The organism is Bacillus sp. ME78 (assembly GCF_903970865.1).
Lineage (GTDB): Bacteria > Bacillota > Bacilli > Bacillales > Bacillaceae_G > Bacillus_A > Bacillus_A cereus.
Window position 1 is genome coordinate 1 of sequence record NZ_CAJCKK010000043.1, and the last position, 13,229, is coordinate 13,229.

The window sequence follows — 13,229 nt, forward strand, 5'->3', positions numbered from 1 at the left end:
ATTAAAATAATAGTGATTAACCCAGCTACCTTAAATGGTGCCGTAAATGTTAAAACAAATAATATAATCGCTTGAATAAAGAACATGTAAAATAGCGCTCGAATCGGATTATGATTCGATAATTTTCCGCCAATCACATTTCCTATCGCAATGGCGATTCCATACACTAATAAAATGATAGTAACCGTATTTGCTTTAAATCCTGTTACTTCTTGTAATAACGGAGATAAATACGTAAATGTTACGAATGTTCCCCCATATCCTAATGCAGTAATAATGAAAACTAGTAACAGTCTTCCGTTCGTAATCAATTTAAACTGATCGCGGAATGATACAGACGTACCTTTTTTCATATTAGATGGAATGAGAATACTATTTGCGATTAAGGCAATAATTCCAATTACTACAATTGCTAAAAATGATGTTCTCCAGCCAAATTGTTGACCAATAAATGTTCCAATTGGTGCCCCTGTAATAGTCGCAACTGTTACGCCGGTAAACATAATTGCAATTGCACTAGCACGTTTATTTTCTGGGACAAGTGCTGCAGCAATCGTTGAACCAATTGACATAAACACACCATGCGAAAGTGCAGAAACAATTCGCGCAATAAGTAATACAGTGAAACTTGTTGCTACCGCTGCGATTCCGTTACCAATAATGAAAATAATCATAATCCACATTAATAACGTTTTTCGTGACATATTAGCTGTTAATGACGTTAATACTGGAGCACCAAACGCTACACCTAACGCATATAAAGAAACTGTTAAACCAGCTGTTGTAACCGACACATGTAAATCTTCCGAAATAGATGGTAATAAACCGACACTAACAAATTCAGTTGTCCCAATCCCGAACGCACTAATTGCTAGCGCTAATAACGCAAATATACTTCTTCGATTCGTCTGAACTTCTGAAGACGATGCTGTATATGAATTCAATTGAGCTCCCCCTCTTCCCTATAATTCCTATCATAATAGTGCGATAAAAAGGCCCTTTTATCTTCTAAAAAATATATTTAATCTCTACAAACGCTATTATGAATGGTTGCATTCTCTTTTTAGTACCGTAAAGCTTGTCCCTCTCCTACATGTACTATTATGAAATATATTTAACATAATGAATAGTACGCACTTTAAAGTGCTGTAGGTACTAAAAAGTAACATAGTTAATTGCTCGTACCATAAATCTTGTTTCCCTCTCACATGTGCTATTATGTATGATATTTAACATAATAAAAAGTACGTACTTTAAAGTACTATAGGTACTAAAAAGTAACATTTATATAACCTAGCTTATTTTGCTCAAAAATTGAAATCTACATTCCATGAAAAAGACTTTCAAATGAAGAAATACACTTTTCCCGTAGAGGCACCTTTAGAGGACATTACTTAAACATACAAAGGATCATGTTCATTACCACAGACAAATAATAAAAAGGCAAAAACGAACAGAAATGTGTTCATTTTTGCCTTTTTTATTTAACGATTAAAATGTACGACTTTTGGAAAGGAAATCTGCATTAGATCCTGTTACACCACTTTGTCCCCAGTTCCCTGGAATCATTTCACGAATAAGAATTAGCACTTTATCCAAAGGTGCATGAGTATATTTAGATGTTACTTGTGTAAGTTCTTTTACCCACTTATCCTTTGTCTCTTGATCAAATGTATTCCATATATCAATCTTAATAATAGCCATTCCATTAACGTTACAACCTGGTGTATCGTAAGACTCTTTTGTCTCCCAATCGGACACCCTACTTTTCTCAGCAAAGGTAGCATCACTTGCTACAGCCCCAGCTTTCCCCCAGTTTTCTTTCTCAAGTTCCGTTATCAACACTTGAATTTTGTCAGGGACAATTTTTAATAGTTTTATTGTAAGTTCCGTTACACTATAAATAAATTCCTTCTTTTCTTCTGTTGACATGGTTGGCCAAGTATTTAGCTCAATTAATGGCATAGTATTGCCCCCTAAAATTAATTATCTATTCACTAGTTACAACTATTGGTTCAACTGATGTTTAACTGCTCTTATTACCAATTCGTGATCTTCTTCTGGTGGTAATCCTGAAACTGTTATCATTCCAATAACCCCTACGTTTTTTATTCTGATAGGAAAGCATCCACCAAACGCAGCATATTCCGAAGTATCTAAAAGATATTTTTCATTATATGAAATTCCAGTTATTTCACTTTGTATCTGCATATAATACGAGCTACGATCATGCAGGGAAACGACTCGTTTTTTACGCTCAATCCATTTCGTATTTTCCTCATTTGTCCCTGTCATCTTGAAATGAAACAATTGCACACCATTTTTCGTTATATCCACAGCAATCAATTTTCCTTCTCGCTTTGCTGTTTCAACGATAAATAAACCTAGTTGCAAGGCATCTTCATTTGTAAAAGAGGAAAATTGAAGTGTTTCCTCCTCTGTTAAAATTTGTTTACTTATTTCATTCAAATTTGAAGTGCTCATATCTTTAACCTCCATAATTGTTTTATGCCACACCGACATTTTTTCGAAATTATTAGGCCATATAGTACAACCCTTCAATCAATCTGATTCTAAATAAACTGCTGTAACATCGTTGGTAACTAGTAGTACCGTAAAGCTTGTTTTCTTCTTACTGGTGCTATTATGAATGATATTCAAAGTTATAAAAAGTACGCACTTTAAAGTGCTATAGGTACTTTAAAGTACTATTCTATTTATCCCTATCTTACAGAGACTATTATGAAATATATTTAACATCTTAAAAATGTATGTACTAAAGAATAATATTTTTAATCACTAACTTTTTTGATCAGTCGTTATAATTCAATTTCATCAAAATTTTTATCAATTATTACACTATCCAACAATAGGAGGAAACAAAGATGGATGAAAATATATCCAAAAGCTGAAAAGCAGTTGAGTCCCTTGAGGAAATAGTTATAATTCACTACTTATAGAAATAGGCATACAAAAACGCCATCCTTTCCTATAATTCTACAGAAAGAATAGCGTATTTTTCAAAAATGAGTTCTTTTATTGAGAAACTTTGATTCTAAATCATACATAAAAGGGCAATCAGTGCTAAAACAGCCGGAAGTCCTTGTTTCACAATAATTGATTTATTAGATGTGAAACCTCCGAAAATAGCTGCTATCACCACACAAATCACGAAAAATAATTGGATCATATAACCAATTGGATTGAGCCCAAGTACAAGTCCCCAAATGAGACCAGCCGCTAAAAATCCATTATATAAACCTTGGTTTGCAAACATAATGGCTACGTTTCGATCTCCTTCTAAATGCTTCGGTAATTTGAAAGCACGTTTCGCTACTTTTGAATCAATAAAAAACATTTCAAGAATCATGATAAACAAATGTTCTAATGCTACGATCCCGACTAAAATAGCTGCGATTATTTCCACACTATTCGCCCCCTACACTCTCTATTCTTTAATATTCTCTACATTTTTTTGCATCTGTAATAGAATATGAATAAGTATTTTGCGTTCTTCTCCACTGATATTTACGAACATTTCCTTCATAAAATGTTCCTTTTCTTTCTTGTCAAAATATTAATTGATATATCAATTATTGATACATCAATTAATATATATCTCTCTTTTTATTTTTGCAAGTTTTTTTGCTCAATTGGTTTTATTTTGTTCCAGCAACTTTAAACCAATTCAAAACATCAGTTCGCATTTCTAGAAATCATAATTACTTTAAGTTCATTCTGACAATCATATTTAACTAAATATATAAAAGAATTGAGTTATATCTCCATCAATTTATAAAAATTAATTTTTTCTAAAAACAGATACTTTACGTTTTTTATAGTAATAAAAATTTTTTTGTTTCAGAGGCAATCCATTTTGTTAGCTTGATGGGCATAGGATAGCACCCATATGACGAACCAATTATCTTTCAAGAAGACGGCTAGAAATCTGGATTTGGCACAGGCGTTGCCTACTTCCGTGATCCAGATGGTACTAATTTAGAGCTTATTGCTCCAAAAGGTCCATTTAGACGTGACTAATTAAAATATATTAATACTAAAAAACCACCTTTATGAGAGGTGGTTTTTTGTTGCTAATGGTCAAGATTAATATTGGGGTCTGATTGACACCTATTCCTTTTCCATATCTTTCATCATACCATCGAAAGAATAGTCTTATAGCTATTTCAAATATTTCGGCAGCACTATATCGCTAGCAAGCTAAAATTTCATGGTACTCCCCAAAAAAATCTGCTGAATCATAACCAAAAGTTCATTTTATCATTTCGAGGTAATTCGAAATTCTTAAGTTGTTGGGCACAGGGTACAACTGAAAAACAGTGTATATTCATTAACTTCAAACTAATTTTGATGTAACAAAATTGTATTTATACCTTTTTAACAAATTCAGATTTTAATTTCATAGCTCCAAAACCATCAATTTTACAATCAATATCATGATCTCCATCAACTAATCGGATACTCTTTACTTTTGTACCAATTTTTACAACTGATGAAGTTCCTTTTACTTTAAGATCTTTAATTACTGTTACAGAATCACCATCGTTTAAAATATTTCCATTTGCATCTTTAATTACCTTTGTATCTTCACTATTTTCAGCTTCTAATTCTAAAGTCCACTCATGAGCACATTCTGGACAAACAAAAAGATTCCCATCTTCGTAAGTGTATTCTGAATTACATTTTGGACAATTTGGTAAATTAGACATATTTTTATTTCCTCCACTCGTTTTCGTGTATTCTATTAAATAAATATTATTTTTAATTTCCCTTTTTCGTTTAAATATACGGGAAATATTCTCTTCTTACTGTTTGATACTTATTTGTTGAATGTATAAAAAAACTACTTGTTCACACCTTGTAAAAAATCTTCTCCACATTCTCCAAAGCAAACTTTCTTCTTCTCTATTTTTTAATAAAATGATGAAAAAGTAGATTAAATCAAACAAACTTTGTATGTGAAGTGAAATTTTTAAAAATCTAATGCATTTACTTTATTCTTTATTGTATTGATTTCCTGAGATTGCTGAGAAAGCCCTGTACACTCATGAAAAGCAAAATGCTTACACCCTATACATTTTTTTGTATTCAGATGTCCTAAAGCACAATTAATTGCTTCCCCGGTATGATCAAAAAAGTTTTCTTTCCCAATTTCAGCATACAATCCATTCTTATCTAGATTGGCTTTTAGCTCTGATTGAATTCCAGAAATAAGAAGTACGCCACCTTGTTTTTTGAAGTGCTGAACAATATTCCTAAAGTAAGACTCTCCTGTGGTATCAATAAAAGGAACTTTTCCCATACGTAAAATTAAAACTTTAGGTTTATAATGAATAGTCGCTAAAATATTTTGTTCAAATGTTTGAGCAGCCCCAAAGAATAATGGCCCTTCTATTGTATAAATACTAATTTGTGGACAATCATGAGCTTTATTTACCACATGCGATAACAATTTTTCATTCTTTTTTGTATGATCAGGAAGCACTTTAGATATAACAAGCATATTACTCATACGTTTTGTAAACAAAATAACAGCTAAAATAAGACCAATCTCCACAGCTGTTGTTAAACTAGTAAATACAGTAAGTAAAAATGTTACTAGTAATACAAGGGAATCTCCTGTCTTCATTTTGAGTATGTGATAAAAATGTTTTTGTTCGCTCATATTCCAAGCTACCACCATTAAAATGGGAGCCATACTAGCAAGAGGAATATGTGAAGCATATGGAGCTAACAGTAAAAGTGTCAATAACACAAATCCCCCATGAATAATACCCGACATCGGAGATACAGCCCCACTCTTAATATTAGTCGCTGTACGAGCAATTGCTCCAGTTGCTGGAATCCCGCCAAATAACGGGGTAACAATATTTGCAATCCCCTGACCGACAAGCTCTTTGTTACTGTTGTGTTTACTATTTGTCATACCATCTGCCACGACAGCGGATAAAAGCGATTCAATTCCACCGAGCATCGCAATAACAAATGCAGGACCAATTAACTGTTTTATACGTTCTAATGTGATTTCTGGTATATCAAACTGAGGAAGTGTATTTGGAATCGTGCCATATGCTGTACCAATAGTAGGTACATGACCTGAGAAAAATACAGTTGCAATTACAGTCGAAATAACAACACCTACTAATGAACCAGGCACTTTTGGTAAAATCTTTGGTGTTATGAGTATAACAAAAAAGCAAATCAAAGCAGTTATAACACTATAAAAATTGGTAGTACTGATATGAGTGAAGAGTTCCTTCAAATTCGCTAGAAATTCCTCATGCTTTTTTATACCTGTTAAACCTAAAAAACTAGCAATTTGTCCCGTAAAGATAATAACAGCAATACCTGAAGTAAAACCAATTGTTACAGGACGTGGAATAAACTTAATTAAAGAGCCTAGTTTGAAGATTCCCATAAGACATAAAATAATTCCAGCTAACAAACCCGCGAGTAGTAAATTTTCGTATCCATAGGTAATTACAACTCCTAAAAGAATCGGAACAAAAGCACCTGTAGGTCCTCCAATTTGATACTTCGAACCACCAAACAGTGAAATGAGTATTCCAGCAATACAGGTTGTATAAATCCCATACTCTGGCTTAACACCAGAGGCTATAGCAAAAGACATAGCAAGTGGAATCGCAACAACTCCAACAATCATTCCTGAAAGAAGATCCTTTTGAAAATGTGCTAATGAATATCCTTCAAACCTTCCTGTAAATAACTTTCTCATTACAAACCCTTCTTTTCTATTTTTAATAGATCTGGATTACAAATGTATTTCTCGGTCCCTTATACAGAAAATTGTCCTTTTCACAAAAATAAAAAACATCCTAATATTTACTATATGTTTTACTTAAATGACACTCCAATTCACCTATATCTCCACCTTGTTGTACATAGGATTTCAATCTTTCTGCTAAACGTTCTCCGGCTCGACTATCTAGCTTCTTTGTATCAATAAACGATCTAATCCTTACCTTATCTGGAGTAATATCTCTACGAAACATTTGTCCTGGAATTTCACTCCAAAAACGATTCCATTCATCCAGTAATCCTATTTGATCAAATAAAAAACCTTGAATTCCACATAACCAAGCTGTACAAGCAGTATTTCTTTTTCGACATCCAACTCCATCTTGTAAATGTTGGCATGAAAAACAACAAGAATTTCCACTTTTTATACAAACTTCACAAACGTAATGAGCTCCTAATGAGCGAAATGTTTCAATTCCATGTTGGATGATATCTTCTTTCTTAACCTCAATACTCAACCTATCCCTCCTTAGCCATCATTTCACTTTCTGCTCCATCTAGCTCTTCTAACATTGAAATCGCATCAATTAAATGGTTGTTAAAAATCTTCCGTGCAACCACCAATAAATCCACAATAATAGGGTCTCGTAAAGAATATAAAACTCTTTTTCCATCTTTCCTACCAACAACAATATTTTTTGAACGTAGTACACTTAATTGCTGAGAAACAGCTGAGCCTTCCTTATTTAAAATATCTTGAATTTCGTTTACGCTTTTTTCACCTTCTGACAATAATTCTAAAATACCTATTCGCAAAGGGTGTGCTAAGGCTTTAAAGAAATCTGCTTTAAATTGTTGCATTTCGTTTCCCATTGAAATCCCTCCGTTACTTTTCCTCAATTTCAAAAAGTATCATATACATCTTCAAATGTTTGAATATGTATATGATACTTTTAAAACCTCGAATTTTCAATACAAATTTTACAATATTAAATAAGCATCAAATAGAGAAATATACTATTCAAATTCAGGTTCAAAATTTATTATCCAAAATAAAAGCGCCTAACATATTAGGGATATATAATACGTTAGGCGCTTGATATTTAAAATTTTCCGATTTAAGTCTTGATAATATTGGATGAGTATATGACCAAAACGCTAGATGACTAATATGAATAAACTTATTTGTAAAATTAATTCCTTAGAATATTTTAAGAGCAAGTTTTGAAAAAAACTACTCAAAACTTGCTCCTTATTTTCTCAGATCCAACTATTTTGATACTAAAACCAACAGTAGTGAATTAGAATAATGACTTAATACTTGCTAAGACAGTAAGTACACCTACAATAATAACAAATACGTTGCTCATTTTCCCTTTGTATTTAGCTAGTACTGGCACTTTTTGAATCGCATACATCGGTAATAGACATAAGATAGCAGCAACTAAAGGACCGCTTAGAGAATCAATAAGTCCAAGAATACTTGGATTTGTATAAGCAACAAACCAGCATGATAATACAACAAAAGTAAGGATTATTGTCTTAATTGTTTTTTCTTCAATATCTTTTCCACGTGATTTACCGAACTTAATAATCATGTCACGCATTACTTCAAATGCTCCTATATAATGGCCAAGGAAAGACTTTGTAATAGCCACAAAAGCAATAATTGGAGCCGCAATAGTGATTACAGGCGAATTAAGCTCATTAGCAAGATATGAAAGAATTGATAAGTTTTGTTCTTTTGCCATTTTTATATCATCTGGAGTCAAGCTCAATGCGCTACTCCAAACGAAGAACATAACAACAGCGAATGTCATGATATAACAAACCTTTTGTATTTGCGCACATTTAGCATCAGTGGCTTCGATTCCATACGTAGCTCTCTGTTTCACAACAAATGATGAAATCATAGGTGAATGATTAAATGAGAATACGATGATTGGTAGAATCATCAATATCGTCCCAAAATAGCCTGTTCCTGTTGAAGCAGTTGAAACAGCTGAAAAACTAAGCATTGACGTATTCCACTGTGGAATTAAAGATATTGCGATAAAAAGTAGAGAAACTATGAAAGGATACACTAACATACTCATTACCTTTACAGTAATATCTTGACCAAAATTCAGTATAGCGATAAGACCAAGAACTAATACAAGTGATAAAATAGCTCTTGGAGGTTCTGGCATGTGCAATTGATGCACGATAAAACTACTTGCAGTGTTTGTAAGCGCAACCGAATACATTAGTACGATTGTATAAATTGAACCAAAATATACGATGTTAAAAATGATACTCGCTTTATTTCCGAAATACTCTCTAATTGTACCTGTGATCCCCTCATCAGCAGAATTAGAAGCGTATATCATTTTAGCAAGTGCCCTATGTGAGTAGTACATAACTGGATATGCAAGCAATGTAATTAGTAGTAAAGATAATAAACCACCTGAACCTGCATTAATCGGTAAAAAGAGCACCCCTGCTCCAATTGCAGTTCCAAATAGACTGAGTGCCCATGTAGTATCCTGCTTATGCCACTTTTTCGGATCTGCATATTGCTCATTTTTTAGTGCGGTATTTTCAGCTTGAACTTCTATTTTCTTTGCAGTATTCCCGTTCATATAATAACTCCCCCTTGTATCTATTCCTGCATCTCTCTTTGTATCTAACAAATATTCCCTTTTCGGAAAATGAATTCCTTACAAGTTGCCCCACATTGTATGTCCTTCATCATAATGAATCCAAATTGAAACATTCGCTAGTTAGCGTCCTAATATAATTGTTAGCGTTCACAAAAAAGTTTACTCAAAGTATCCGCTCTTTATATAAAGACCCCTTAAGAGAACAATATAGAATAGACTTCATAAATACGTTGCAACATTTCTAATAACAGTGTATTACTTTAATGGTTTCTCTTTTTTACTTTTAACAGTAATTTTAGCTAAACCGGCCTCTCTTCATTTGCGAGGCATTTCTTTCTCAATTCTATACATTACTTTCATAACTTCGGTAGCACTGATGATATTGCTTACACAAGCCACTGAAGCACATTACATACATTTTGTCTCTAATCACACACCTTTCTTACTAAGAATCGCATTTTTTATATTTTCTCCAGAGATAATAAAATTTCTCTCGACGCCCTCATTATAACGTGTATATTTATAAAATTAATATTTTTATATTTTCAGAAATATTAAAGTGGAATAATTTTATATGGATAATATTTTACAGTTAGTATGTAGCCATTGTTTTTATCGTGTAAAGCTGAATTAGTTAGTAAAAATATACAATTATACATTGTCTTTCTAGGTGACTCATTTTAAAAATACTTATATCCACTTTTATCAAAAAAATTTATTTTAAACATAAAAGATATTCTAATAAATAATTAATGTAGGAAAAAAGAAAAGATTCACAAAATAAAAAAACCAATTTTTGGGATATATATTATCAATATTGAATTCATATACATTTTGCAAAAAATACACTGAGCAAAAAACAAAAAAACTGCCCCATATGGACAGCTCATTTACATAATTATCGTTATCAAGGATTCACAAACAAATTACTTCAATGTCATCTTAAGTATAGTTTGTTCGACTCTTCTTCAGGAATATCTCTATGTTTGTAATGAATCGTTTTTACATCATTTCCTTTTATGCGAAAAGTAATTGTGTCCTCTCCATAAGGCGGATTGTGTGCACCCTCAAAAGTTTGAATTTGAACAGTTACATAAAAAGTATAGTTTGTTGTATCTTTTCTTATTTCAAGTATTTTTCAGAACCTCGATACCAAAGTTTTGGTTCCTTATAATAGTTTTCAACCTCTTTGCTTATCGGCTCCAATAAGAGCTCAATTACTACTTCTTTTAAAAGTTTTTTTGGTACAGGTATTCTGTTGATTTTCTTTCTTTTTACATCTATAATCCTCCACAAATCCCCGCTCTTTTCAACGGTATAAAGAACATTCATACCGTCCGCTTTCAAAAGATGAAAATAACCTTTATTTCCTTTAGTATATAATCGTGGTTCATTAATCCACTCACCTTCTGTTTGCACTATCCCTAAAAACAACTGAGTAAGTGGCGTTATCTTATAATCTAATTGGTTAAAGTCTCCAAACGAATAAAGTTCATAACCGGTTAAATCTATGCCAAAATTTCTGTTTATATCATTTTCCTTTTTTACAATTGCTTGAGCAGAAATGCATGGTAATAAAAAACTAAACAGACATATGATGCTAACCATTGTTAATCTTATTTTCATAACATCAATCCTCTCTTTTATTAAGATGCAACAAAAGAGAGGATATTATTGATTAGGGCATAAGCTAAAAAATTAAACTCCCCCATTAACTAGCTCGTTTATCGAGTTTAATTTTGAAGAAAGCTCGATAAACCATTCTTCATCCCCTGTTAATAATGCAAGATCTATAAGATAAAGGATTTGTTCCTTATTTATTACCTTTGATTCAGGGAGTTTGTTAACGTGTTTACTAAAGAGTAAAATCGCTTCGTTTATTGTGTACTGGCCGTCACGTTTCACAATACTAACTGTAACTATATCCTCTACATCATCAAGTGATACAATATAACCAACTATTAATTCACCTTCATTTGATATTCCACGAACCCAATCTCCTACTTTTAAAACATGATTATTATTTGACATCATACCGTTTCACCTTCCTATAAATATTTTTTGTGACGATAAAAAAGATATAAAAACAAATTATACTGTAATATTTTTCATTACATTTAAGTATTAAGAACTCACGGCTATATAATAATTAAGCCGCTTAACGCTTTTGATTGATAAGGTCAACAACTTCTTTCATTGTATAATTCTTTAAGTATTCACCTAGATGCTCTTCAGCACCTAAGAAAATAGCGAAAAGAACTTTTCGCATGTTCGAACCTACAACACACTGATTGTTTGATTCTGGACACTTCGGCTGCAAAGCACCTTCAGAGGTTATCTGATAAATATGCCAAAGATTAATTTCATCTAAATCGCGAGCGAAAATAAAACCGCCACCAGTCCCCTCTTTCGATTGTATAAACTTATGTTTTTTTAACAAACTTAGTACTTTGCGAATGCGTACTGGATGAACACCTGCACTTTCTGAAATAGCATTACTTGTTGACATCCGGTCTGGCTGTAAAGCTAAATAAGTTAAACTGTGTATGGCCAAGGTAAAGTCGCTGTTCATGATTTTCCTCCTACGATTAAAAATATTGTTTCTCATATATTAACATACTGTAGCCATAAATATTACAGATTGGTTAGAACGTTAAAACATGTGGAATGCTTCTTGCCATAAAAAATTAATTCCCTTATATTCTATCCCGTCCCACCTATATCTGATAACTTCATTTAGCTTTTTAAGTTAAAAAGAAAATTAAACACTCCACTGTTTCTTCACTTGTTCTTCTGCCAGTTGTTTAATTTTTGTCCAAATCGTATCTTTACTCACAATAACATTTGTTTGATAATTTCTATCATTATAATTAACTGTAACACATACTTCAATCATCTTCTGCTTCCTCCTTTCAAGAAAATTTTCCGTAAGAAATATTATTTATTAATTAGCCAACTTTTGCAGTTCAATGTTTAAAAATGTTCGGACGCTACGTGGTAAAAATTTGCGAATTTCTTCTTCGTTAAAACCAATTTGCAATCTTTTTTCATCCAGCATAATCGGGCGACGCAACATTAGTGGATGCTCAATTATTAATGTATAAAATTCATTTAGCGAGAGCTCATCAATATTTATATTTAAGTCCTGAAAAGTTTTGGATCTAGTTGAAATAATTTCAGTAGCCCCCTCTTCAGTTAAACGAAGAATCGATTTAAGCTCATCAACTGTCATAGAATTTGATACGATGTTTTTTTCAATATAATCAATTTGATGCTCTTCAAGCCATGCTTTCGCTTTTCGGCATGAAGCACAGCTTGCTGTTGTATATAGAATTACCATATTTAACTCACTCCTTTAATGTTATTAAACGTACATTTTAAATATCGCTTATTGAAATGTATTAAAAAAAATTACAGTTTAGAATCAAATTCACATAATGTTAATTATTCAGCAATGTTTCATTTATCTCTATTATTCATGCTACATTTTACAGACGTTAACAACTCACTTTTAAAAATCTTACTGTAATTTTAAACTTTACAGTTCAATTAATCAACTGTTAAGTCTTGGATTAATTTTAATAACACAACAAATTATTCTCATGTAAAATTCCCCATAGCATGATGGCTCCTTCAAAGCACATTTCACGCATTTCTTGCTTACAAGTGCTATTATGGATTATATTCATCCTAATAAAAAGTACGTACTTTAAAGTGTTATAGGTACTAAAAAGTAACATATGCATTTTCAAGTGCCATTCTGCTTATTTCTCTCTTACATCGATTATTATGACCGATATTTAGCAC

General features: G+C 32.2%; 13 protein-coding genes and 2 pseudogenes. 1 reads left to right on the forward strand and 14 read right to left on the reverse strand.

The genetic code is table 11. The features are described 5' to 3' along the window. From H6481_RS26145 to H6481_RS26160, 4 genes are all read right to left on the reverse strand, one after another. Window positions 1-944: MFS transporter (locus tag H6481_RS26145; protein WP_182813607.1), on the reverse strand; the 944-nt coding region annotated here is incomplete at its 3' end. A gap of 547 nt (window positions 945-1,491) precedes the next feature. Then, entirely contained in the window at window positions 1,492-1,965 is a 474-nt protein-coding gene (locus H6481_RS26150; RefSeq protein ID WP_098852078.1) for a tautomerase family protein, read from the reverse strand. Window positions 1,966-2,007: 42 nt separating this feature from the next. Then, entirely contained in the window at window positions 2,008-2,523 is a 516-nt protein-coding gene (locus H6481_RS26155) for a heme-degrading domain-containing protein (RefSeq protein ID WP_142384888.1), read from the reverse strand. A 532-nt stretch (window positions 2,524-3,055) separates the two neighbouring features. After that, on the reverse strand, window positions 3,056-3,427 hold the full coding sequence (locus H6481_RS26160; protein ID WP_078994367.1) for a DUF1304 domain-containing protein: 372 nt from the start codon (window positions 3,425-3,427) through the stop codon (window positions 3,056-3,058). A 488-nt stretch (window positions 3,428-3,915) separates the two neighbouring features. Between H6481_RS26160 and H6481_RS26165 the strand changes: the two are divergent. Next, window positions 3,916-4,041, forward strand: a pseudogene (locus tag H6481_RS26165) (VOC family protein); the annotation flags it as partial. Window positions 4,042-4,388: 347 nt separating this feature from the next. Here the strand turns inward: H6481_RS26165 and H6481_RS26170 are convergent. From H6481_RS26170 to spxA, 10 genes and pseudogenes are all read right to left on the reverse strand, one after another. After that, entirely contained in the window at window positions 4,389-4,730 is a 342-nt protein-coding gene (locus H6481_RS26170; RefSeq protein ID WP_000067658.1) for a zinc ribbon domain-containing protein YjdM, read from the reverse strand. A gap of 263 nt (window positions 4,731-4,993) precedes the next feature. Next, the gene (gene sulP / locus H6481_RS26175; protein WP_001228485.1) at window positions 4,994-6,757 is read right to left on the reverse strand and encodes a sulfate permease; all 1,764 of its coding nucleotides are present in this window, start codon (window positions 6,755-6,757) and stop codon (window positions 4,994-4,996) included. A 100-nt stretch (window positions 6,758-6,857) separates the two neighbouring features. Then, entirely contained in the window at window positions 6,858-7,298 is a 441-nt protein-coding gene (locus H6481_RS26180) for a hypothetical protein (RefSeq protein WP_000021461.1), read from the reverse strand. A gap of 1 nt (window position 7,299) precedes the next feature. Beyond that, window positions 7,300-7,653: a metalloregulator ArsR/SmtB family transcription factor gene (locus H6481_RS26185; protein ID WP_006924203.1), complete on the reverse strand. Its 354-nt coding sequence runs from the start codon at window positions 7,651-7,653 to the stop codon at window positions 7,300-7,302. 428 nt (window positions 7,654-8,081) lie between these two features. Further along, window positions 8,082-9,401 (reverse strand): aromatic amino acid transport family protein, encoded by a 1,320-nt coding sequence (locus H6481_RS26190; protein ID WP_001014168.1) that lies wholly within the window; start codon window positions 9,399-9,401, stop codon window positions 8,082-8,084. Between the two features lie 958 nt (window positions 9,402-10,359). Beyond that, a pseudogene (locus H6481_RS26195) lies at window positions 10,360-11,048 on the reverse strand (DUF3888 domain-containing protein). A gap of 72 nt (window positions 11,049-11,120) precedes the next feature. Further along, complete coding sequence (locus H6481_RS26200; RefSeq protein ID WP_000987464.1) at window positions 11,121-11,456, reverse strand: IDEAL domain-containing protein; 336 nt, start codon at window positions 11,454-11,456, stop codon at window positions 11,121-11,123. A 124-nt stretch (window positions 11,457-11,580) separates the two neighbouring features. Next, window positions 11,581-11,994 (reverse strand): Rrf2-family transcriptional regulator SaiR, encoded by a 414-nt coding sequence (gene saiR / locus H6481_RS26205; protein ID WP_182813609.1) that lies wholly within the window; start codon window positions 11,992-11,994, stop codon window positions 11,581-11,583. Window positions 11,995-12,183: 189 nt separating this feature from the next. Beyond that, complete coding sequence (locus tag H6481_RS26210) at window positions 12,184-12,318, reverse strand: BA3454 family stress response protein (RefSeq protein WP_000573532.1); 135 nt, start codon at window positions 12,316-12,318, stop codon at window positions 12,184-12,186. Between the two features lie 48 nt (window positions 12,319-12,366). Then, window positions 12,367-12,762: a transcriptional regulator SpxA gene (spxA, locus tag H6481_RS26215; protein ID WP_000236189.1), complete on the reverse strand. Its 396-nt coding sequence runs from the start codon at window positions 12,760-12,762 to the stop codon at window positions 12,367-12,369. Window positions 12,763-13,229 lie beyond the last annotated feature (467 nt).